Raw genomic sequence first — 20599 nt, 5'->3', positions numbered from 1 at the left:
CAATTTTTGATAGTACTTGTTATAAAAACATAAAAATCGCTTATATCGCCTAAAAATCATGTTAAATACAAAACCGGCAATTTTTTACAAAAATTCACTACTGATTTTTATCGTTTTATTCATTTTTGGCTGCGCAGCTCAACAACCACCGCAGGGAGGGCCGCGCGACCAGACTCCGCCAAAATTGGTGAAGGCAATTCCCGGAAATAAAACCCGAAATTTTGCTGCCAAACAAATCGACCTGGAATTTGATGAGTTCATCAAACTTACCAATACTTACCAGGAGATCAGCATGAGCCCGGCCATGGAGAAGCAACCCGAGTACACATCAAACAAAAGAAAATTAAAAATTGAATTTAAGGACACGCTCCAAAAAAATACTACCTACGTTATCAACTTCGGTAAAGCGATACAGGATGTGAACGAAAGTAATATCCTGAAAAATTTCACTTACGTTTTTTCTACCGGCAACCACATCGACTCATTGAGCATTACCGGTACGGTAACCAATACCCTCACCCAGGAAAAAGAGAAAGATGTATTAGTTTTCATTTTCCCGGTGAAACAAGACACGCTGTTCGGAAAAAAGAAGCCGTCGATTTTTGCGCTTACCGACTCGTCAGGAAATTTTGCTTTGAATAATTTGCGCGAAGATGATTATCGCATCTATGCGCTAAAAGAAGCAAGTCCCGATAAGATTTTTAATCGCGATGATGAATTGATAGCTTTCTTAAAAAAGCCTATTCATCTCAGAGCGGATACATCGAACATCCAGTTAAACTTGTTTAAGCAAGATCCCGAAAAGTTCAGGGTATCCGAAAAACGTTTTGATACCGACGGCAAACTATTGCTTGTATTTAATAAGGGGCTAACCCAACCGGCTATCAAAGTCCTATACCCTACCGATGTAGACAGCAAGAAACAGGTATCATTTTCGCGTACTAAGGATACAGCTTCTGTTTATCTCCGTAATATGAACTTTGATTCCCTGCGTGTAGCCATATTTGACAAGGGTAAGCCTATTGATACCATCTATCAGCTTAAACGTAAAAATGAAAGCTTTACGCGCGTTTTAACTACAAGCTATAACATAGGCAACGATAGTAAACTAAAACCCGGCAGTAATTTGGTGCTAACGGCAAGTATCCCTGTCGATAACTTCGACCAATCGCTGATTACTTTAAATGAAGATTCGGTAGCTACGAGCGATTACACCATCCAAAAAGATACAGGTAATTATAAATTGCTCAATTTAAAATACCGATGGAGGGAAACGAGTAAATACGAACTAATATTGAATGACGGCGCCTTAACCGACATTTATGGAGATAAAAACAAACGTCTATCCAAAAAATTCCAGATCAATAAGCTGGATAATTACAGCCAGCTCACGGTAAAACTAACCGTGCCCGATACCTCCAAAGCTTACGTAGTTGAATTATTAAGTGAAGACAAAAAGCTAATTCAAAGCGACCCAATTACAAAAAGCACGTCGCTTGTTTATAAAGGAATCCTGGCCGCTAAATACTATATAAGGATTATTTATGACGAAAATAAAAATGGTAAATGGGATAGCGGCAACGTAAAACTAAAGAGGCAGCCGGAAAATATCTGGCTGAATGAAAAACTCATTACCCTGAGGCCAAACTGGGAAGCAGAAGAACCTGTCACGATTCCGAAAGAAAAGGTTACTCCTTAAACCAGCCCGAATACATAATATAATTTTGAGGCAGTTGCTTCAACATAGCCCTTTGCTCATCAGTAAGGGGCTTTATCTTTTTGGCAGGAATACCGGCATATAAATACCCTGATTCGCAGATAGTATTTTCCAATACCACAGCACCTGCAGCAATGATCACAAACTCGTTTACAACCGCGCGATCCATTACAATAGCGCCCATACCTACCAAAGTATGGTCATGCAAAGTGCAGCCGTGTACAAGCGCATTATGCCCTATAGAAACACTGTTACCTATATTGGTTGGTGCTTTTAAATAAGTAGCATGGATCACGGCGCCATCCTGAATATTGGTATTGTTACCTATTTTAATGTAATGCACATCTCCACGGATCACGGCGTTAAACCATACCGAACAATTATCGCCCATCACCACATCTCCTACTATAGTGCAGTTTTCGGCAATAAAACAATCTTTACCCCAAACCGGGCTTTTATCTTTTACAGGCAGAATTACAGGCATGGCTTAGTTAATTAGTGAATTATTGATTTAGTGAATTAGCGATTTAAATAATTTTCTTTATGTTTGGATACATTATAAGCGAAAATAGCTCAGTCGGTAGAGCATCAGTTTCCCAAACTGAAGGCCGCGGGTTCGAATCCCGTTTTTCGCTCAAATCAAAACTTTTCTTTTTCATGTCATTGCGAGGAGGAACGACGAAGCAATCGCATGCTATACAGAGCGGATTTGCAATGTTCGCGATTGCCACGCTTCGCTCGCAATGACATATTTTTTAAAACACCGTATCCTGCAGCTGCTCAGCATGTTCAGGATAATCAGTGGTATAATGCAATCCCCTGCTCTCCTTACGTAACATGGCTGATTTTACTACAATAAACGATACCTGGATCAAATTACGCAGCTCGCATAGTTTAACCGAAAGTTTTGTTTTCTTATAGAAATCTTCTGTTTCTTCGTATAATAACTTCAACCTCCGTAAAGCCCTATCAAGCCTGAAATCAGAACGTACTATACCCACATAATCATTCATCAGCTTTTGCATTTCGCGCACGTTGTGGGTAACCAGGATATCTTCATTTGACAGCTGGACACCTTTCTCATCCCAGTCAGGGATATTCTCTGGGATCACATTGTTCTCAAAATTCTTTATAGCATCCTCATAAATTCTATGGGCAAAAACCAATGCCTCTAATAATGAATTGGATGCCAACCTGTTAGCACCATGCAGGCCTGTTGACGAGCATTCGCCACAGGCATACAATCTTAATATAGACGATTGGCCTACATGATCAACCAAAATACCACCACACATATAATGACAGGCCGGTGCAACAGGGATCATATCCTTGGTCATATCGATCCCAATTTCCAAACATTTGGCATAAATATTAGGGAAATGATTCAGGATATCTTTCTTGCTGCGGTGCCTTACGTCTAAATAAACAAAGTCCTCACCCGATTTCTTGATCTCGGCGTCAATAGCCCTTGCAGTAATATCCCGTGGTGCCAATGACTTACGCTCATCATATTCGTGCATAAACTCTTCGCCATTGGTACGCTTTAACACGCCGCCAAAGCCACGCACAGCTTCAGATATTAAGAACGAAGGATACTCACCCGGATTATATAATGCAGTAGGATGGAATTGCATAAATTCCATATTACGCACTTTACCCTTTGCCCGGTATACCATAGCAATACCGTCCCCGGTAGCAATAGTTGGGTTGGTGGTAACTGCATAGATATGCCCCGCACCACCTGCAGCCATTACAGTAACTTTAGACAGGATCTTCTCTACAATCTTAGTTTCAGTATTAAAGGCATAAATCCCAAAGCAGGTAATATCGGTACTCGATTTACCCACCAGCTCGCCCAAATGGTGCTGTGTTATTAAATCAACTGCAAAATAATGCGTAAGTATCTCAATATTAGGGTTTTTATGAATTTCCTCTAAAAGCGAACGCTCTATCTCCCAGCCAGTTACATCTTTATAATGCAATACACGAAATTCTGAATGCCCACCCTCTTTAGCCAGGTCATAAACACCTTCATTGGTCTTGTCGAAATTGGTTCCGTATTCAATTATTTCATTGATACGCTCGGGGCCTTCCTTAACAACGGCTTCAACAACTTCACGGTCGCAAAGGCCATCTCCACTTATTAAGGTATCCTGGATATGTTTTTCAAAAGAATCTTCTTTTTTATCCACAACCACCGCAACGCCTCCCTGGGCATATTTGGTGTTGGATTCATCTTCGTTAGATTTTGTAACTATCAGAACCTTACCATGCTTTGCTGCCTTGAGCGCAAAACTTAATCCGGCTATCCCTGAACCCACTACAAGGAAATCAACATTTCGGGTCATATTTTCGATAAATGTGTGTAAAAGTAGTACTAATGTTAATAACAGCTATAAAACCTGTTAAGTTTATGTAAACAAAAACTTAAAAATAGTTTACAATGTGTATAACTCCCTTTCTCAGGTCGAATATCAATATTTTTTGATCGACTTTTCCGACACTTTAGTCATAAAGCTAACATTTTGTCAACCCTGAAAATATTAACATAAAACTTTTTCAAATAAAAATTGATTGTCACAGATATCTAAAAATCAGCATACTTTTTGGTGGAAAAATGTTTATAAGTGTTAATAAATTGTGAAAACTAACTTTTAAAACAAAAATTACTCCGACTTTTGCACATTACCAACACCCTAACAAACAATAGTTCTTTTTTAATTAAAAATTAGTTGTTATTAATTGAATTGTGGAAATGAATACCTTCGAAGAAATAAATCTGAAAGGATACGTGGATGAAGAAATTGATCCGACGCTTGATCTTTTCGCTGAAATTGAAAAATTAAAAAAGCAAAAAAATGCGGTGATTCTGGCGCACTATTACCAGGATGGCGATATCCAGGATATTGCCGATTACATTGGTGATAGTTTGGGATTATCTCAACAAGCCGCCAAAACGGATGCCGACATCATTGTTTTTGCAGGCGTGCATTTCATGGCCGAAACGGCCAAGATCTTGTCGCCAACAAAGAAGGTTTTACTGCCGGATATGAAGGCAGGTTGTTCATTAGCAGATAGTTGCCCTCCTCACTTGTTTAAAAAGTTTAAGGAAAACTATCCAGATCACCTGGTGATCACTTATGTAAACTGTACGGCCGAACTGAAAGCTTTAACCGACATTGTTTGTACATCAAGCAACGCTGTGCAGATTGTGGAGAGCTTACCGAAAGATCAGAAGATCATTTTCGGACCTGATAAAAACCTTGGCGCGTACGTAGCCAAGAAAACCGGGCGTGACCTGGTATTGTGGAACGGTGCCTGTATGGTTCATGAGATATTTTCGAGAGAAAAGATCACTAAACTTAAAGAGCGTCATCCGGGTGCAAAGCTGCTGGCACATCCTGAATGTGAGGATGTTATATTGGAAATGGCCGATTACGTTGGTTCAACAACCGGTATTTTGAAATATGCCGGCGCGAGGCCCGAAAAGGAATTTATAGTTGCTACAGAGTCGGGTATTTTACACCAGATGCAAAAGGAAAATCCGGATAAAATATTTATTCCGGCGCCACCAAATAACAACTGTGCATGTAACGATTGCCCGCACATGAAACGTAACACACTGGAAAAGTTATATCTGTGCCTTAAAAACGAAACGCCGGAGGTAACTGTACCGGAGCATATCATTGCAAAAGCGGTAAAACCTATTGAACGTATGCTTGAGATTTCGGCTCAGCTGGGATTGTAAAGAGAATTATACAGGTTGTGAATAGTTTTTCACTGTTTTTTTGAAAGTGAGAAGCTAATGAACCAAAACTTATAAACCGGGTAATTGTGGAAAACCCGGAGACATTAAACTGAAGGCATTTTTCGCGTAAAAGTGCCTTCTAATTGGAAAAAAGGCCAAAAATCGTAAAAAAATTTTCCGCCGTTGGCGGATATAATGTAAACAGATTGCGGCCCTTAAAATTGGGTTATCCACATTATTGTTAAAAAGTATAAGGTGGGGATAAGCTGCAAGAGCGACAAGCGTCGATATATTTGTGCCCCGCTTTTCGGGTACTTGGAATGCTTAGGCTTGAAGTAGCTTAAAAATCCAAAAAAATTTTCCCGCCTTCGGCGGAGGACGTAAACCGGGTTGCGGCCCAAAAATGTGCAGGAATAGAATTTAAAAAGTTTTTCCGCTGGTTGGCGGAGAAATTTAAAGGGCTAATTATGTTTGAAAATCAAGATAGAACCAATTTAGAGGAGCTTGGCGAATTTGGCCTTATCGGTCATCTTACGAAAAATATCAAGCTCAGCAACGAAAGCTCGAACAAGGGCGTTGGCGATGATGCCGCCGTGCTTGATTTTTCGGGCAAAAAGGTGCTGGTAAGTACAGACATGTTGCTGGAGGGGATCCATTTTGATTTGGCGTATACGCCACTTAAGCACTTGGGTTACAAAGCGATACAGGTAAACCTAAGTGATATTTATGCGATGAATGGTATAGCGTCGCAGGTTACTGTATCTATCGGCATGTCGAGCAAATTTCCGCTCGAAGCCATTGAGGAGCTTTACCAGGGGATTTATATCGCCTGTGAAAAATATAATGTGGATTTGATTGGGGGCGATACAACATCGTCAAAACAGGGTTTGGTTATCAGCGTAACTTCAATTGGCTACGCCGATGAAGCTGATATTGTGTACCGTAACGGTGCCGAAGAAGGTGATTTGATTTGTGTATCCGGCGATTTGGGCGGTGCTTACACCGGTTTGCAATTACTGGAGCGCGAGAAGCTGATCTACATGGAAAACCCCAACATTCAGCCCGATCTGGAAGGTAAAGATTACATTGTTGAGCGCCAGTTGAAACCGGAAGCTCGTCGTGATGTGGTTGAACTGCTGAAAAGTATCGAGGTAAAGCCAACTGCGATGATCGATGTATCAGATGGTTTGGCTTCAGAGCTTTTACACATCTGCAAGCAAAGCAACAAAGGTTGTAACCTGTACGAGGAAAAAATTCCACTTGATCCGATGACTTTTGAAACGGCCCGCGAATTTAACCTCGACCCTACCATTTGCGCCTTAAGCGGTGGTGAAGATTACGAATTATTGTTCACTGTGAAACAGGCAGATTACGATAAGATCAAGTTTAAAATGGATATAAGCATCATTGGCTATATCACCGAACCATCGGCGGGTTGTAACCTGATCACCAAAAGCGGTACTGTACATGAATTGAAGGCCCAGGGCTGGAATGCATTTAAAAAAGCCGAATAATGTTACAGGGGGCATTTGATAAATTTTACCTTAACAACCATCCCGATGGTAAACCACCTCGGGTTTTTGTAAAGGGAATTTTATTGCTTTACCTGGGCTTGTTGATTCAAACGCTTAATAATTACCTGGATGGGTTTAACTTTTCGGCCATCCTGTTCGTATTTTTCGCCGTTGGTTTCTTGATTTTTGTAACGGGCGAAGGAAAAAAATGGGCAAGGATCATCCTTTCGGTTCTGATATTGCTAAATATATTTTTCCTGGGATCATCACTCCTGTATAGTTTTGGAGTGTTACACGATAGCAGCCTTCAAAAGAAAGCTGTCCAAATGCCGGTTTACCTCATCATTTTAACCCTCGCCGAGATCATTGTTGAGCTATGGGGATGGGCGCTGATGTTCACCAAACAGGCAGATTGGTGGTTTGAAAGAAAGAATAGTTAAAAAAAATAGTAGCCACCGCTCGGCTCCCAAATTTTCATGTCATTGCGAGCGAAGCGTGGCAATCGCACGGAAGCAGAGCCGCTCTGTATAGGATGCGATTGCTTCGTACCTCGCAATGACATGGTTTTTATGTGGCTGTTTTATTATTTTATTACTGGCTTACTCATCCCCGATATACTTCTGATCTATTTGCTTATCCGCCTTAGCACCTAATTTTTTGATCTTTTCGGCGGTAATAGTAAGATTGCCCCTACCCTCCGATAGTTTATTGATAGCATTATTATAGGCTGATTGTGTTTGATTGATATTTTTGCCGATGCTATCCATATCACCCAAAAAGCCAACAAACTTATCATACATATCGCCGCTTAAACGGGCTATTTCCAATACGTTACGGTTTTGGCGTTCCTGTTTCCACATACTGGCAATGGTACGCAGCGTAGCCAGTAATGTCGACGGACTAACAATCACTACTTTCCTGTCCCATGCATAATTAAACAGTTCATTATCAAGCTGTACCGCTATACTGAAAGAAGATTCTATCGGCACAAAAAGCAACACAAAATCAGGAGAGTTGATCTTATATAAATCGTGATATTTTTTGGCTGATAAGCCGGCAACATGACCACGAATAGACTCCACATGGGCTTTGGCAAATAGTTTTCGGTCGTCTTCGGTATCGGCATTAACCAGTTTTTCGTACGCAATGAGAGATACTTTGGAGTCGATGATCAGGTGCTTATCATCAGGCAGATCGATGATTACATCGGGTTGATACCTTGTACCATCGGTGGCCTGCATAGCGGCCTGAATGCGGTATTCCTGGTCTTTAACCAGGCCTGAACGTTCCAGTATCCGCTCCAAAATCATTTCACCCCAGTTGCCTTGTTTTTTGTTATCTCCTTTAAGGGCTTTGGTCAAATTTTGTGCCTCATCGCTGATCTGCTTATTCAAGTCCATCAGCTGGGTTATCACACCTTTCAGGGTATTTCGCTCAGCCGCTTCCATGTTATAAACTTTCTCAACTTTATCTTCAAACGCCTTCAGGTTTTCCTTTAGCGGATTAAGGATAACATCCAAGTTACTACGGTTGATATCAGTAAATTCCTTTGATTTTTCTTTAAGCAGTTTTTCGGCCACATTTTCAAATTCGCGCTGAAATTGCGTACGGATCTGTTCTATTTCTGCTTTTTGTTCCTGCAGTTTTTCCTGCTGTGATTTATAATAAGCGCGGGCGCTTTCTAAGGATTGATTGGCCTGGGCCAGCTGGGTACGCTCGTATAAAAGTTCGTCAATAAGGCGGTTCTTTTCCTCTTTCAAAAAGTTGGTAATGCTTTCTTTTTCAGCTATTAAGCCGTTTGATTTTTCCTCGGCTTTGGCCAATAAAATTTTAAGTTTATCTTGCTCGTAGCGGAGTTTGCTCAACTCGTCGGCGGAGATCAGCTCAACCGCTTTTGGTTTTTTCAGGAATAAAAAAACAGCGATCAGCAGGATGATCAGGGATACAATTACTAATATAATTCCAGTCATTTATTTGATAAAAATATTAGTAAAGTAAAGAATTATAAATAATAAATGCTAATAAAATTAATTATAGAAAGTGTAATCTTTCTAAAGAGGGATGTCATGCTGAATGGGGAAATCCCATGGAATCTGAAGGAGAAATGATATTTGTCTCTTTGTCATGCTGAGGTACGAAGCATCTTCTTCGCCCTGTATAGCGGTCATGCTTGTTGAAGAAGATCCTTCGTACCTACCCATGACATGATTAAAAATGGGTCATGCTGAGCCTGTCGAAGCATAGCGGGTAGGGCCTCTGCGCGCGACCCTTCGACAAGCTCAGCATAACAGGTCTAAACTTGTAATGTTAATATGAATCTAAAGATGTATATACTATTAAGACAGTAAATATTAATGCACCGGATGTACAGCCGAATCGGTATCGGCACCAAGTGAAGTAGTATCCGATGAATTAGGGGTTGATGCGCTGTTTCCGGGTGTTGCAGTTTTAGTTGAATCGGCAGGGCCGCCGCTGCCTTTAGCTGCGCTGGTATCGCTTTGACGGTCGGTTTTTTTGTCGGAGCTGCGGCATGAAGCAAAAGTTATTGAAGCTGCTATAAAAGTTAAAATAGCGAATTTTGTCATAGGTGATATTTATGGTTTAACGGTAATTAAATAGTTCAGTTTTGTTAGCGTGAGTTAAAAGCAAATTTTGTTGACTGGTATAAATTAAGCATATTCACAAATAAAAACCAATTATGAAGCGGCTGATTTACACAATACTGATAAGCATGCTGTTTGTCTCATGCTCAAAAAAGAGTTCGGAACAGTCTCCTCAGCCACATACCATAAAAGTTACAGTAAGCGGGGCTGATGCATTCAATGTTTCACTGTCTGAATATAAAACAACAGACAACAGCCCTAAGATTGTAGATACAAAGGCTATTGAAAAAGGGGCATCGTACAGCTATACGGCTACATTGAATCAAAATGACGAAGTAACCCTCCTGGTTGCGTCAGATGTTTCCAATACAGTAACCTATAAAATTTACGATAATGACAAAATAGTTGTACAAGATACAGACAGAGAAATTGTAACACACAGCTCCGTTACAGTGAGCTACGATATTCCGTAAGCATAAATTATTGGGCTTTTTCTACCCTTAAACCTACGTCGCTGATTTCATGCAGCGGATTATCGCGCATGTTTTGTTCTATCTGAAAACGGTAAATACCTTTTGCCGGGAAATGATAATCTTTACGCAAAAGCACCTGGTAGCTGTATAAGTTGCCGGACCCTTTGCCCAGCCACTCGCCATCGGGGTTGGCAAGTTTTACTTCAAAACGCGTGGTATGTGCTTTTTTATCGGGTGAGATCTGGTTAACCAGCACAAAAATGTTGGAGTATTTATAATTGCCGGTAACCCGTAAATTGAGATATTGGTTATAGGCAACTTTTTCATCATTAATTTTAACATCAAAATTGGCACGGTTAACGTACGACCAGTTATGATCGGCAATTTCGGTATTGGTATCAATGATGCTGTTAGGATCGGTACATGAACCGGCAAGCATCGTTATTAGTAACAATGCTGCCGGGTAAATGATATTTAAAGCCCGTTTCATTCAGGTTTTGCCTGTTGATTGTTGTTATTATTATTGCGGTTTGGACGGTTTGGCCTGCGGCGCCTGTTATTATTACCGCTGCCTTCTCCCTGCGGTTTTCCCTCGCCTTGCTGTTGTTTTGGCTCTCCCTGCGGCCTTGGTTCCCTTTGTGGTTTAGCTTCGCCTTGCGGCTTCGCCTCGCCCTGTGGTTTGTTTTGTTGAGGAGGCTTGTTTCCCTGTGGCTTGTTATGTTGTTGCGGGCGGTTTCCTTCAGTACGTTGTTGCTGAGCCGGTTTTTCCTGCGGATTACCTGATCCCTGCTGAGGCTGCTGCGGACGCGGCTGCTGCTGATTAGCAGGTTTGCCATCGGCTTGTGCCTGGCCTCCGGGTTTCTGGTTTTTATTGCGGTTTTTGTTTTTCTTTTTATTGTTGTTGCGGCGCTCGTCAAGGCGGGTAAGGCTATCCTGGCCTACTACGTTTTCGTAATCAAGCACTTTTGCCGGTGCTGTTTCAACCTCGACAATTTCGCCCAGGTCTTCAGGAATTACACCATCTTTATTTTGCTGCTGGATTTCTTTAACCTTTTTTATAGGCAGCGGAACCCATGATTCTTCGCCGGGATAACTAAACCACATCATCTTTTTAAAGATGTCGGTTTTTTGCAGGCGGGCATCGCCTTTTTGGGTTTTAAGTATGTTTACATTATCAGGGATGTATTTCAATGCATCCATGTAAGTATCCAGCTCATAGTTAAGGCAGCATTTTAGCTTACCGCACTGGCCTGCCAGTTTCAAGGTATTTAACGATAGGTTTTGATAACGTGCAGCAGAAGTGGATACGGTTTTAAAATCGGTTAGCCAGGTTGAGCAGCACAGCTCCCTGCCGCATGAGCCTATACCACCTAAACGGCTTGCTTCCTGCCTCATGCCTATCTGCCTCATTTCGATACGGATGCGGAAGGTTTCGGCCATTTTCTTGATCAGTTCCCTGAAATCAACGCGGCCTTCGGCGGTATAGTAAAATGTTGCCTTGGTTTTATCGCCCTGGTAATCCACATCGCTCAGCTTCATGCTCAGGTTAAGGTCAAGTGCCAGCTTGCGCGATTTGTGCATGGTTTCCCATTCCATATCCTTGGCGGCTTTCCATTTGTCAACATCGGCAACGGTAGCTTTACGGTAGATTTTTTTTACTACGTCGGCTTCCTTTACGTGGCGCTTAACCATTTGCATGCGCACCAGTTCGCCGGTAAGCGAAACATGGCCTATATCATAACCTCCTGTGGTAGCTTCAACAGCCACCAGCTCGCCGGCTTCGAGGTAAATATTATCGTTGTTTAAATAAAACTCCTTGCGCGAGCCCTTAAACTTAACTTCAATAACCTGGAAAGGCTTATAGTTAGTTGGCATGTCCATATGCGACAGCCAATCGTAAACATCTAATTTGCTGCAACCATTAGTAAGGCAACTGCCGTTACTTTTGCAGCCCGCAGGCGAACATCCGCCACCTGTTGAGCAACTTCCACATCCCATAATTAACTTGGCATATATTGATTCCCCGCAGGGACATTTTTATTAATTAGTATTTTAATAATTTGTAAAGATACATCTAAAAATAAGATTTTAGGATTAGCGTTACGCTCCACATGATAATGCGCCTTTTCCAGCTCGTCAATAATCATTTGCGATTTGCCTATACTCAGCACATTGCTCATTTTTTGAGCCGTATCCAATTCTTTTGCCGGCAAATGTACCAGGCTACCGGCCCCGGCAAGTAGTAAACAGCATTCGCGAACAAAGCTGGTGCCGTAACGCAAAAAGTTTTTCTGGTTTTCGCGGCCCATTTTAGCAAACTGCTCAACAAAAGCCATAACTTCAATGCCCTTATTGCCAAAGCAATAACGCAGCCATTGTACAAACAGCTCATGATAGCTTTTGTTATCCTGCTGCAGCATGGCCAGCGCTTCGGTCATGTTGCCATTGCTGAGATAGGCCATTTCGGCAGCCGCTTCTTCGGTTTGGTGGTGGTTACTTATTAAATGTTCTTTAATTTCATCGTACTCCAATGCAGGTATTTTAACCAGTTGGGTGCGCGATAATATGGTGTTCAGGATCTGGTCCTGGTTTTGGGCTACTAATAAAAATAATGTATTGGGCTGCGGCTCTTCAATAATTTTAAGGAGTGCATTCCCTTCCTTATCCAGGTATTCGGGTAGCCAAAGTATCAGGATCTTGTATTCCGATTCAAAGGGTTTAAAGCTTAATTTTTTGATGATCTGGTGGCATTCGGCAATATTGATGTTGGCCTGCTTGTTTTCGGCATCCAGATAACCGCGCCAAATATCAAGACTTAAATATGGGTTAGTAGTTAAAGCCCCGCGCCATTGCTCAATAAATGTAAGCGCCGTATCGTCCTTATGTTTTGCGAAGAAAGGATACGAAAAGTGCAGATCGGGATGCATCAGTTTTTGGTATTTGCGGCATGATGAGCATATCCCGCATGAATCATCGGGCTGCTTATCTTCGCAGGATAGGTACTGTGCATAGGCAACAGCAAGCGCCAGGCTGCCCGAACCTTCGGGGCCTAAAAATAATTGCGCATGACTTACCCGGTTCTCGCTCACCGTGTTAAGTAATCGTTGCTTCGTTGCTTCTTGTCCTACTATTTCTTTAAACTGCATTTGGTGCAAAATAGTAATTAGATATGAGATTTTAGATGTGAGATATGAGACGGGAATATTTTTTGACAGTAAAGAAAAGATATATCGTGTATAATTTTCATCTGATTTGTAGAGATGATAGAGCTAAATCTCAAATCTCATGTCTTACATCTCAAATCTATATTCCACATCTCCTATCTTTACAACATGAGAGTAATGGCTTTTGATTACGGCACCAAACGCATCGGCATCGCAGTTACCGACCCCCTGCAGATTATCGCGACTGGGCTTGATAATATCCACCCTAATAATATCATTGAGTTTTTAAAAAAATATCTCCAAACAGAACAGGTAGAGCGTTTTATAGTAGGCGAACCTAAGCAAATGGATAACACGCCCTCGCAATCGGCCCCGCATGTAAAAGGCTTTGTGAACCTGTTAAAGAAAACTTTTCCTGAAATGCCTGTCGAAATGGTTGATGAGCGCTTTACCTCAAAAATGGCGTCGGCAACTATCGCTCAAAGTGGCATGAACAAAAAGAACCGGCAAAATAAGGAATTGGTTGATACAATATCGGCGGTGATATTGTTGCAAAGCTGGATGGAAAGAAAGATTTGAACCATGATTTGCTTGATTAGAGGATTTCATGATAGATGGATTTTTTTGGATTAGGGAAATGTCGGATATCTGCCTCAAACAAATAGATTGTTGTTATGAACGCGTTTGAATTGTAAGCTTTTTGATCCGAAATTTATTAGCAGGCCTATTTCCATTTTATAGGCTTCGAGGTAATTCATAGCTTGCGCCAAGTGCACATCTTCGAGTGATATGATGGCTTTTATTTCGACCATGATTGATCCTTCAACAAAAAAATCGACACGACGTTTTCCTATATCAACACCATCATAATAAATGATCATTTCCAGCTCCTGGGCAAATTTTAAGTCAGCCTTCGCTAATTCCAGAGCTAATGCGCGCTGATAAATTAGTTCCTGGAAACCATTCCCAAGCGTATTGTGCACACGCATGGCACAGCCAATTATCTTTTCAGTAAGCTCTTTATATTTCATGCTAAGGTTTAAATGAAATTAAAATTATAACATCAAAAATAAGTTTCCAAGAACCCATCAGAAAATCCTCTAATCAAGCGAATCACGGTTCAAAAGAAGCGATGTACAGCATCGAGAAATCCTGTAATCAAGAAAATCAAGGTTTTTGTGTACATTTGCCCCCATGGATATTCTCCCTAATGCCTTATTGGCTTACTTAGATGACCATTGCGACCCGGAACCGGAAGCGCTTAAAAAGCTCAACCGCGAAACGCATATCAAGGTGTTAAAACCCAACATGCTATCGGGACATTACCAGGGCAGGCTGCTTAGTTTTTTAAGTAAAATGGTGCAGCCTAAGCGCATCCTGGAGATAGGTACCTATACAGGCTACTCGGCTATTTGCCTGGCCGAAGGTTTGGCCGAAGACGGCATCCTTCATACCATCGAGGTTAACCGCGAAATGGAGGAGATCATCACTTCACACCTTAAACTAACAAATGTTGAAAATAAAATAAAGCTGCATTTTGGGCCGGCAGAGGCCATTATTGCTGATTTACAGGAAGATATTTTCGATTTGGTGTTTATAGATGCGGATAAAAAGAATAATTATACTTACTTTGAATTAGTTTTTGACAAAGTCAGATCCGGAGGATTAATAATAATTGACAATGTTTTGTGGAAAGGAAAGGTATACGGCCAAGAAAAAGATGCCGATACTGAAGGAATCCGCAAACTAAATGACCAGATAGCTGTTGATAGCAGGATAGAAAAATTGATCCTGCCGGTACGCGACGGGCTGCTGGTTATCAGAAAAAAATAAATTATGAAGAAAATCTTACTGATTACAACACTGTTGATTTCAACATTAGCTGCTTCAGCACAGAAAAATACCTCATTATCCTACATTGATAAATTCAAAGATGATGCCATTCGCATCATGCACGAAACCGGGATTCCGGCAAGCATCGTTTTAGGTGTGGCCATGCACGAATCGGGCTGCGGCAACAGCACTATAGCACAAAACCTTAACAACCAGTTTGGGGTAAAAGGATACAACACCGTAGTTTATACCAAACACAACAAAAAAGTTCGTACCTCTTATAAAAAATACGATTCGGTTTTTGACTCATTCCAGGACTTTGCCCGTATCATGACCGAGCGTAAACAGTTCAGTCACCTGGCCGACGCACTTACCCATTATGATTACAAAGGATGGGCAAAAGGTATTCAACGTGCCGGTTATGCCGGTAGCCGTAAATGGGCCGCACAGGTTTTAGGTATCATTAATAAATATGACCTTAATGACCTTGACGAAAACCCGGCAACCCAAACCCAATTGGCCGACGCGACAACTAAACAACAATAATTACGTTTATAAATCTTAATTTGGCCCCTATCTATATGCCACTCAATAAGATTTAAGCATAATGCGAAAAATTATATACCTGTTTATTGCTGTAGCCTGTTTCAGTTCGTGCTCTGCCCGTAAAAAAACGTCGACCGTATCAAACCGCGACGCCCGGCGTAATAACAATAGCATCCAAAAAGCAAATAAGGATGCTGTTGCCAATTACAAATCATATACTTCGTTAGAATATATTGAACGCTTTAAGGCCATAGCCATACAGGAAATGAACCAGTATGGTATCCCGGCCAGTATTACCCTTGGTCAGGGTTTGTTTGAATCAGGTGCTGGCAGCAGCGATCTGGCTAAATATGCCAATAACCACTTCGGCATAAAATGTACAAGCGATTGGACAGGTAAAAGCTATTATAAGGACGACGATAATGTGAACGATTGCTTTCGCGTTTATGATAACCCGGAAGATTCTTTCCGTGATCACTCCAATTTTTTAAAACGGAAAAACTACGCCAAACTTTTTGAGTTGGATAAGGATGACTATAAAGGCTGGGCTTTCGGCTTAAAAAGAGCCGGATATGCCACCAACCCTAATTATCCGCAGCTATTGATCAATATCATCGAAAAATATAACCTGGCACAATACGACCGTCCTGAAGGTGAAATAGCTAAAATTAAACGGGAAGACCGCGTATTGGCCCAGATCAATAACAACATCAATAAACCCGCACAGGATACCATTTCCAAAACCCCGCCCGACGATAAGATCTACACCGTAAAACAGGGCGATACACTATACAACATATCTAAACGTTTTGGAATAACTGTCGACGACCTGAAAGCGTTAAACAGTATGAGCGACAATGGCATTAAAATTGGCCAGAAGCTTGTTGTAGTGAAGTAAACAAGAGACAAGACAGCAAGAACCAAGAGTCAAGATAGTGAGAGAAAAAGATCTCCAAAACTGTCTTGACTCTTGATTCCTGACATCTTGACTCTTTCTCCAAAGGTTAATTGTTGTTAAATTGTATGATCACCCGTTGCGCAGTACGTATTTTTGCATCCTCGATGAAATTGTGGATGTTTTTGATATGTTTTGCCCTGCCCGCGACTACGGTTTTTGCCCAGCAAAAAACGGTTGATGGTGTTGTGTTTGATAAAGACAGCAAGGACCGCATAGCCAAAGTAAATGTGCAAAACATTACCACCGGCAAATCCATCTACAATACTTTTAAAGGCGAATTCAAGATTGAAGCCCAGCCCGGCGATGTGCTTGTTTTTACAAAATCCGACCATCATCCTGATACATTGAAAATACAAGGCGGCGAATCATTAGCTGTTTATATGAAACGAACAGCCATACAGCTTAAGGAAGTTATAGTGCGCGATACCTTGCTTAATCCGCAAAAACGGCTTGCAGCAACCAAAAGCGATTATACAAAAATTTTTGGCCCGCTTAATAGTAAAGACCTGCTCAGTTTTGGCCCGGGTGGTGCAGGCTTAAGCATTGATGCAATTTATAATGCATTAAGCCGTAGCGGCCGTAATGCAGCCCATCTGCGCGAAACCATTGAAAAGGATTACCAGCAAAACGTTATCGACTATCGCTTTAACCGAACATATGTTGGCGCTATAACCAATTTAAAAGATCAGCAGCTTACCGATTTCATGATCCGGTACCGCCCAGGCTATTATTTGGTGAAAACCGCCAGTGATTATGAATTTATAGCCTCCATTAAAACCAACCTCAATCGTTTTTTAAAGTATAAAAAACGGCCATATTCCCTTACGCCCCTTATTACACCCGAAGACAGCAAGAGAGATCTTGGTCGTGACAGTATATCCAAATCTTAATAAAAGGTTCACTTTAGTATTCAAAAATTCCAATATTTTTGACCAAAACCTGTTGGCCTGATTAAACCCTGGGGCAACATTTTTGTTTATTGTAGGTAAAAAAGGAGATTTTTGCTTTAATTTGTTTACTATGTTAAAAACAAAACCGGGATTACTAATACTCGCATTATCAGTCACGTGTGTTTTTTCAGCGAAAGCACAAACCGATACCCTGAAAAAAGATACTGTTAAAATAGACACAGCAGTACTCAATAAATACCGGATCAATTCCCGCAAAAACGCCATCCCCACCCGGGTTCGTCCCATACAGATCCAGCGCGAAATGGTACCTGTTACCATGCTCGATTATAAAGTAAACTACTGGAAAAAAGCTGTCACCTTTGGGTTAAACTTTAGCCAGTCGGCATTCAGCAGCAATTATGCCGCGGGTGGTGTAAGTGCAGTGGCATTAGGCTCCAATTTTATTTATCATACCGAATATAACAAGGCCCCGTTCAGTTATGTATCAGAGCTTAACCTTACTTACGGGGTATCAAAAAATAAGGGCCAGGGCAAGCGTAAAACACAAGACCGTATCTATTTTGATAACAAAGTGGCGTCTCAATTATCAAAAAGCTGGTATTTTTTCGGTGCATTAACCTTCGAGTCGCAGTTTGATAAAGGTTATAATTATATTGATAACGGCAACGGAACTTTTACCCAGGACTATATTTCTAACTTCATGTCGCCGGGCTATTTAACCGAATCTGTCGGTTTTGAGTACAAGCCAAAACCCTGGTTCGATTTGCGTTTAGGTACTGGTACCGCAAGGCAAACATTTGTACTGGATGATAAGATCCACATCAAGAAGCCCGATAACTACGGTGTGGATACCTTAAAGACCGTTAAAAACGACCTCGCATTCCAGGTTGTAGCCCTCTTTGATAAAGATATTGCCAAAAACATTCACCTTAATACGCGTTACGCACTGTTTATCCCCTATGCGCAATCGCCTAAGTTTATCACACACCGCGTCGATTTGGTATTATCGGCAAAGGTTAACAGGCTCATCAGTGCAACAGTTAACGGTACTTTGCTTTACGATAAACACACCGCCGCCGCCGCCCAAGGCTATGAAGGTATTGGGCTGGGGATGCTGTACAGGTTCCCGTAACTTATTTAAAAAATATGATAACATTGGCAGGCTTCATAAACATGAGGCCTGTTTTGTTTATATAAACTTAGAAGGGAGTACAAGTTAGTCTAACAGAGAAATTGCTTTAAGAAGGAGGCACCTACGGAGCCAATACATGTGTTTCATTTTTCTACAAACATGATACTCCTACGGAGTTTGGACGGCACGTCTCGTCCTAAAAAAAGTTTACAGATTTTTGCGATAGTCCTGTTGTGTATTTACAGGCTGTTCACAAAACTCCGTAGGAGTACCATGTTTATAGCTTACGCAAGTGAGAAGATATTTGGCTCCGTAGGTGCCTCCTGCATAATTTTGTTTTTAAAAGCGATTTCCCAGGTTAATCTACTAAGTAATTGAGTTAATATAGTTCAAAATCATACCTTTGCATTCTTATAAAAAAGATTAAAGTTTTTTAATATAATGTTTGAAAATCTTTCGGATAAACTCGACAGGGCGTTCAAGGTCCTGAAGGGTCAGGGAACAATTACTGAAATAAACGTGGCCGAAACCATGAAGGAGATCCGCAAGGCTCTTCTTGATGCCGACGTTAACTATAAAACCGCCAAAGCATTTACCGATGATGTGAGGCAAAAAGCGCTTGGTAATAATGTATTAACATCTATTTCGCCAGGTCAGCTGCTTACCAAGCTCATGAACGATGAGCTTACGGCATTAATGGGCGGTACCACTGCTGATTTGAATTTCCCGGCCACACCTACCATCATTCTAATTGCAGGTTTGAACGGTGCGGGTAAAACAACTTTTACCGGTAAGCTTGCTAATTACTTAAAAACACAACGCAACAAAAAACCATTACTGGTTGCTGATGATATTTACCGCCCTGCGGCTATTGACCAGCTGGAGGTATTAGGCCAGCAAATAGGAATCCCGGTATATGCAAACCGCGAGTCGAAAGATCCGGTTGCTATTGCCCGTGAAGGTATAGCGCTGGCTAAGCAAAACGGCAATAACGTGGTAATTATTGACACCGCCGGCCGTTTAGCTATTGACGAGGCCATGATGGTGGAAATTGAGCAGGTAAAAGATGCTGTAAAACCTCACGAGATCCTGTTTGTGGTTGACTCCATGACCGGCCAGGATGCCGTGAACACTGCTAAAGTGTTCAACGACCGTTTGGACTTTACCGGTGTGGTATTAACCAAATTGGATGGTGATACCCGCGGTGGTGCAGCGTTATCTATTAAATCGGTTGTTAACAAGCCTATCAAATTTATTGGTACCGGCGAAAAGATGGAAGCGCTTGACGTTTTCCACCCCGATCGTATGGCATCAAGGATCCTGGGCATGGGCGACGTGGTATCGTTGGTAGAACGTGCTCAACAACAGTTTGACGAGAAGGAAGCTGCCGAACTACAGAAGAAGATCCGCAAAAACAAGTTCGACTTTAACGACTTTTACAGCCAGATCCAACAGATCAAAAAAATGGGTAACATGAAAGATTTGATGGGCATGATACCGGGTGTTGGTAAAATGATGAAGGACGTTGAGGTTGATGACAATGCATTTAAAGCTATCGAGGCAATTATACAGTCAATGACCCCGTTTGAGAAAGAAAACCCTGAAACTATTAATCAAAGTCGCCGTAACCGTATAGCCAAAGGTTCGGGTACCGATATACAGGAAGTTAACCGCCTCATGAAGCAATTTGACGACATGAAGAAGGTGATGAAGCAAATGAGCAACCCGGCAGCTATGGCCAACATGATGCGCAGGATGCCAAAGATGTAATAAACACACCAAACAAAGTGTTTTGAGACGCTCCTGTATTTTTACAAGGAGCGTTTTTTGTTTAATAAGAGCGGTGAACAAAATGAACAGGTGTATAAATTATTATACACATTTACACATGTTTTCACACCTTGCAGCTCTATTGGTCATCAAAATGTCATTTACAGGGCAGTGGCATTCCCTTTGATTTAGTGTATACGACAGTTTGGTTATGCAGATAAGCAATACCA

General features: G+C 41.4%; 21 protein-coding genes and 1 tRNA gene. 13 read left to right on the top strand and 9 right to left on the bottom strand.

Annotated elements, in window-relative coordinates:
• The first annotated feature begins 58 nt into the window (after window positions 1-58).
• Window positions 59-1699, top strand: coding sequence for an Ig-like domain-containing domain (locus BMX50_RS09230; protein ID WP_091210200.1), 1641 nt, complete (start codon window positions 59-61; stop codon window positions 1697-1699).
• Here the strand turns inward: BMX50_RS09230 and BMX50_RS09225 are convergent.
• Window positions 1689-2201, bottom strand: coding sequence for a gamma carbonic anhydrase family protein (locus BMX50_RS09225; RefSeq protein WP_091210199.1), 513 nt, complete (start codon window positions 2199-2201; stop codon window positions 1689-1691). The two genes, BMX50_RS09230 and BMX50_RS09225, sit on opposite strands and share 11 nt — an antisense overlap.
• A 78-nt stretch (window positions 2202-2279) precedes the next feature.
• Between BMX50_RS09225 and BMX50_RS09220 the strand changes: the two genes are divergently transcribed.
• Window positions 2280-2352 (top strand) — tRNA-Gly (locus tag BMX50_RS09220).
• Window positions 2353-2472: 120 nt separating this feature from the next.
• Here BMX50_RS09220 and nadB read toward each other — a convergent pair.
• A complete protein-coding gene (gene nadB / locus BMX50_RS09215) occupies window positions 2473-4065 on the bottom strand; it encodes an L-aspartate oxidase (RefSeq protein ID WP_091210198.1) in 1593 nt (530 codons plus the stop codon).
• A 407-nt stretch (window positions 4066-4472) separates the two neighbouring features.
• Here nadB and nadA point away from each other — a divergent pair, with 407 nt between their 5' ends.
• The 3 genes from nadA to BMX50_RS09200 all read left to right on the top strand — a co-directional run bounded on the left by nadA (window position 4473) and on the right by BMX50_RS09200 (window position 7419).
• Window positions 4473-5465 carry a quinolinate synthase NadA gene (gene nadA / locus BMX50_RS09210; RefSeq protein WP_091210197.1) on the top strand — a complete coding sequence of 331 codons (993 nt, stop codon included), beginning with the start codon at window positions 4473-4475 and terminating at the stop codon, window positions 5463-5465.
• A gap of 467 nt (window positions 5466-5932) precedes the next feature.
• Window positions 5933-6979: a thiamine-phosphate kinase gene (gene thiL, locus BMX50_RS09205; protein WP_091210196.1), complete on the top strand. Its 1047-nt coding sequence runs from the start codon at window positions 5933-5935 to the stop codon at window positions 6977-6979.
• On the top strand, window positions 6979-7419 hold the full coding sequence (locus tag BMX50_RS09200; protein ID WP_091210195.1) for a hypothetical protein: 441 nt from the start codon (window positions 6979-6981) through the stop codon (window positions 7417-7419). Before thiL ends, BMX50_RS09200 begins: the two co-directional genes overlap by 1 nt.
• A gap of 159 nt (window positions 7420-7578) precedes the next feature.
• Here the strand turns inward: BMX50_RS09200 and rmuC are convergent, their stop codons facing one another.
• The 3 genes from rmuC to BMX50_RS09190 form a co-directional block, all read right to left on the bottom strand.
• Entirely contained in the window at window positions 7579-8949 is a 1371-nt protein-coding gene (gene rmuC, locus BMX50_RS09195; RefSeq protein ID WP_091210194.1) for a DNA recombination protein RmuC, read from the bottom strand.
• Window positions 8950-9030: 81 nt separating this feature from the next.
• The gene (locus BMX50_RS34495; RefSeq protein WP_167667848.1) at window positions 9031-9180 is read right to left on the bottom strand and encodes a hypothetical protein; all 150 of its coding nucleotides are present in this window, start codon (window positions 9178-9180) and stop codon (window positions 9031-9033) included.
• Between the two features lie 150 nt (window positions 9181-9330).
• Window positions 9331-9564: a hypothetical protein gene (locus tag BMX50_RS09190; RefSeq protein ID WP_091210193.1), complete on the bottom strand. Its 234-nt coding sequence runs from the start codon at window positions 9562-9564 to the stop codon at window positions 9331-9333.
• Between the two features lie 113 nt (window positions 9565-9677).
• Between BMX50_RS09190 and BMX50_RS09185 the strand changes: the two genes are divergently transcribed.
• A complete protein-coding gene (locus BMX50_RS09185; protein ID WP_091210192.1) occupies window positions 9678-10055 on the top strand; it encodes a hypothetical protein in 378 nt (125 codons plus the stop codon).
• A gap of 7 nt (window positions 10056-10062) precedes the next feature.
• Here BMX50_RS09185 and BMX50_RS09180 read toward each other — a convergent pair whose 3' ends face one another.
• From BMX50_RS09180 to BMX50_RS09170, 3 genes are read right to left on the bottom strand one after another with little or no spacing between them, the layout of a single operon-like run.
• Window positions 10063-10545, bottom strand: coding sequence for a gliding motility lipoprotein GldH (locus tag BMX50_RS09180; protein WP_091210191.1), 483 nt, complete (start codon window positions 10543-10545; stop codon window positions 10063-10065).
• On the bottom strand, window positions 10542-12053 hold the full coding sequence (gene ricT / locus BMX50_RS09175) for a regulatory iron-sulfur-containing complex subunit RicT (RefSeq protein WP_091210190.1): 1512 nt from the start codon (window positions 12051-12053) through the stop codon (window positions 10542-10544). The genes BMX50_RS09180 and ricT overlap by 4 nt, the downstream gene beginning before the upstream one ends.
• Before the next feature lie 2 nt (window positions 12054-12055).
• Window positions 12056-13201 (bottom strand): DNA polymerase III subunit, encoded by a 1146-nt coding sequence (locus BMX50_RS09170; RefSeq protein WP_091210189.1) that lies wholly within the window; start codon window positions 13199-13201, stop codon window positions 12056-12058.
• 186 nt (window positions 13202-13387) lie between these two features.
• On the opposite strand from BMX50_RS09170, the gene ruvX reads away from it, so the two are divergent.
• Complete coding sequence (gene ruvX / locus BMX50_RS09165; RefSeq protein ID WP_091210188.1) at window positions 13388-13798, top strand: Holliday junction resolvase RuvX; 411 nt, start codon at window positions 13388-13390, stop codon at window positions 13796-13798.
• Window positions 13799-13872: 74 nt separating this feature from the next.
• On the opposite strand, the gene BMX50_RS09160 is transcribed toward ruvX, so the two are convergent.
• Entirely contained in the window at window positions 13873-14250 is a 378-nt protein-coding gene (locus BMX50_RS09160) for a GxxExxY protein (protein ID WP_091210187.1), read from the bottom strand.
• Between the two features lie 163 nt (window positions 14251-14413).
• Here BMX50_RS09160 and BMX50_RS09155 point away from each other — a divergent pair, with 163 nt between their 5' ends.
• The 6 genes from BMX50_RS09155 (at window position 14414) to ffh (ending at window position 20369) form a co-directional block, all read left to right on the top strand.
• Window positions 14414-15052, top strand: coding sequence for an O-methyltransferase (locus BMX50_RS09155; RefSeq protein ID WP_091210186.1), 639 nt, complete (start codon window positions 14414-14416; stop codon window positions 15050-15052).
• A 3-nt stretch (window positions 15053-15055) separates the two neighbouring features.
• Window positions 15056-15598 carry a glucosaminidase domain-containing protein gene (locus BMX50_RS09150; protein ID WP_091210185.1) on the top strand — a complete coding sequence of 181 codons (543 nt, stop codon included), beginning with the start codon at window positions 15056-15058 and terminating at the stop codon, window positions 15596-15598.
• A 61-nt stretch (window positions 15599-15659) separates the two neighbouring features.
• Window positions 15660-16496 (top strand): glucosaminidase domain-containing protein, encoded by an 837-nt coding sequence (locus tag BMX50_RS09145; RefSeq protein WP_091210184.1) that lies wholly within the window; start codon window positions 15660-15662, stop codon window positions 16494-16496.
• A gap of 125 nt (window positions 16497-16621) precedes the next feature.
• On the top strand, window positions 16622-17446 hold the full coding sequence (locus BMX50_RS09140; RefSeq protein ID WP_143065131.1) for a peptidase associated/transthyretin-like domain-containing protein: 825 nt from the start codon (window positions 16622-16624) through the stop codon (window positions 17444-17446).
• Window positions 17447-17576: 130 nt separating this feature from the next.
• A complete protein-coding gene (locus BMX50_RS09135) occupies window positions 17577-18599 on the top strand; it encodes a DUF3078 domain-containing protein (protein ID WP_091210182.1) in 1023 nt (340 codons plus the stop codon).
• A gap of 441 nt (window positions 18600-19040) precedes the next feature.
• Complete coding sequence (gene ffh, locus BMX50_RS09130; RefSeq protein WP_091210181.1) at window positions 19041-20369, top strand: signal recognition particle protein; 1329 nt, start codon at window positions 19041-19043, stop codon at window positions 20367-20369.
• The last annotated feature ends 230 nt before the right edge of the window (window positions 20370-20599 follow it).

The sequence above is a fragment of the Mucilaginibacter gossypiicola genome (genome assembly GCF_900110105.1).
Lineage (GTDB): Bacteria > Bacteroidota > Bacteroidia > Sphingobacteriales > Sphingobacteriaceae > Mucilaginibacter > Mucilaginibacter gossypiicola.
The sequence above is the reverse complement of the archived record's forward strand: the minus strand, read 5'-3'. Positions and strand labels throughout refer to the sequence as shown.

Coding starts and splice junctions, on each gene's coding strand:
- BMX50_RS09185 (WP_091210192.1), top strand. CDS start 9,678: ATGAAGCGGCTGATTTACACAATACTGATAAGCATGCTGTTTGTCTCA.
- BMX50_RS09180 (WP_091210191.1), bottom strand. CDS start 10,545: ATGAAACGGGCTTTAAATATCATTTACCCGGCAGCATTGTTACTAATA.
- BMX50_RS09225 (WP_091210199.1), bottom strand. CDS start 2,201: ATGCCTGTAATTCTGCCTGTAAAAGATAAAAGCCCGGTTTGGGGTAAA.
- BMX50_RS09140 (WP_143065131.1), top strand. CDS start 16,622: ATGATCACCCGTTGCGCAGTACGTATTTTTGCATCCTCGATGAAATTG.
- ffh (WP_091210181.1), top strand. CDS start 19,041: ATGTTTGAAAATCTTTCGGATAAACTCGACAGGGCGTTCAAGGTCCTG.
- rmuC (WP_091210194.1), bottom strand. CDS start 8,949: ATGACTGGAATTATATTAGTAATTGTATCCCTGATCATCCTGCTGATC.
- BMX50_RS09200 (WP_091210195.1), top strand. CDS start 6,979: ATGTTACAGGGGGCATTTGATAAATTTTACCTTAACAACCATCCCGAT.
- BMX50_RS09160 (WP_091210187.1), bottom strand. CDS start 14,250: ATGAAATATAAAGAGCTTACTGAAAAGATAATTGGCTGTGCCATGCGT.
- BMX50_RS09135 (WP_091210182.1), top strand. CDS start 17,577: ATGTTAAAAACAAAACCGGGATTACTAATACTCGCATTATCAGTCACG.
- thiL (WP_091210196.1), top strand. CDS start 5,933: ATGTTTGAAAATCAAGATAGAACCAATTTAGAGGAGCTTGGCGAATTT.
- BMX50_RS09155 (WP_091210186.1), top strand. CDS start 14,414: ATGGATATTCTCCCTAATGCCTTATTGGCTTACTTAGATGACCATTGC.
- ruvX (WP_091210188.1), top strand. CDS start 13,388: ATGAGAGTAATGGCTTTTGATTACGGCACCAAACGCATCGGCATCGCA.
- ricT (WP_091210190.1), bottom strand. CDS start 12,053: ATGGGATGTGGAAGTTGCTCAACAGGTGGCGGATGTTCGCCTGCGGGC.
- nadA (WP_091210197.1), top strand. CDS start 4,473: ATGAATACCTTCGAAGAAATAAATCTGAAAGGATACGTGGATGAAGAA.
- BMX50_RS09190 (WP_091210193.1), bottom strand. CDS start 9,564: ATGACAAAATTCGCTATTTTAACTTTTATAGCAGCTTCAATAACTTTT.
- BMX50_RS09170 (WP_091210189.1), bottom strand. CDS start 13,201: ATGCAGTTTAAAGAAATAGTAGGACAAGAAGCAACGAAGCAACGATTA.
- BMX50_RS09150 (WP_091210185.1), top strand. CDS start 15,056: ATGAAGAAAATCTTACTGATTACAACACTGTTGATTTCAACATTAGCT.
- nadB (WP_091210198.1), bottom strand. CDS start 4,065: ATGACCCGAAATGTTGATTTCCTTGTAGTGGGTTCAGGGATAGCCGGA.
- BMX50_RS34495 (WP_167667848.1), bottom strand. CDS start 9,180: ATGGGTAGGTACGAAGGATCTTCTTCAACAAGCATGACCGCTATACAG.
- BMX50_RS09145 (WP_091210184.1), top strand. CDS start 15,660: ATGCGAAAAATTATATACCTGTTTATTGCTGTAGCCTGTTTCAGTTCG.
- BMX50_RS09230 (WP_091210200.1), top strand. CDS start 59: ATGTTAAATACAAAACCGGCAATTTTTTACAAAAATTCACTACTGATT.